Origin of the sequence: Pedobacter lithocola, from assembly GCF_042650845.1 — a bacterium.
Lineage (GTDB): Bacteria > Bacteroidota > Bacteroidia > Sphingobacteriales > Sphingobacteriaceae > Pedobacter > Pedobacter lithocola.
The window spans coordinates 1-593 of record NZ_JBHSBW010000002.1 but is presented as its reverse complement, the minus strand read 5'-3'; the positions used below and the strand labels follow the sequence as shown (position 1 = coordinate 593).

The following is a 593-nucleotide window of genomic DNA, read 5'->3' as shown; positions in this document are numbered from 1 at the left end:
CGGCAAACGGAACACTCGTATTGAGTTTCACTGCTACAGTTATACCAACACTTCCGGCAGGCACAACACAGATTAAAAACGTTGCCTCGGTTGTAGATCCGATTGACCTGAACAACCCTGAGTTACCAGAAGTTGTGGTGCCGACAGAAGGCAAGATTACAGCTACTAAAACAATTGTAGGAAATCCTGCAACGGTTAAGCCGAATGATGTATTAACTTATAACATTACGATTAGCAACAGTTATGGCACTGTAAAAACAGGCGTAACGGCAAGTGACGCGGTTCCTGCTACGTTGACAAACATTACGGCAATCAGCAATGGCGGTACATTGACGAACGGTACAATTAACTGGTCTGCATTAACAGTACCGGCAAACGGAACACTCGTATTGAGTTTCACTGCTACAGTTATACCAACACTTCAGGCAGGCACAACACAGATTAAAAACGTTGCCTCGGTTGTAGATCCGATTGACCCGAACAACCCTGAGTTACCAGAAGTTGTGGTACCAACAGAAGGCAAGATTACTTCAACGAAAACGATTGTAGGAAATCCTGCAACGGTTAAGCCAAATGATGTACTTACTTATAAT

Annotated in this window: 1 protein-coding gene; it reads left to right on the top strand. The window is 43.7% G+C overall.

All coding sequences use genetic code 11. From position 1 onward, the window contains the following. Positions 1 to 593, top strand: a 593-nt coding sequence (locus tag ACFOWA_RS00745) for a hypothetical protein (RefSeq protein ID WP_378980863.1), incomplete at both ends; no start/stop codon positions are given.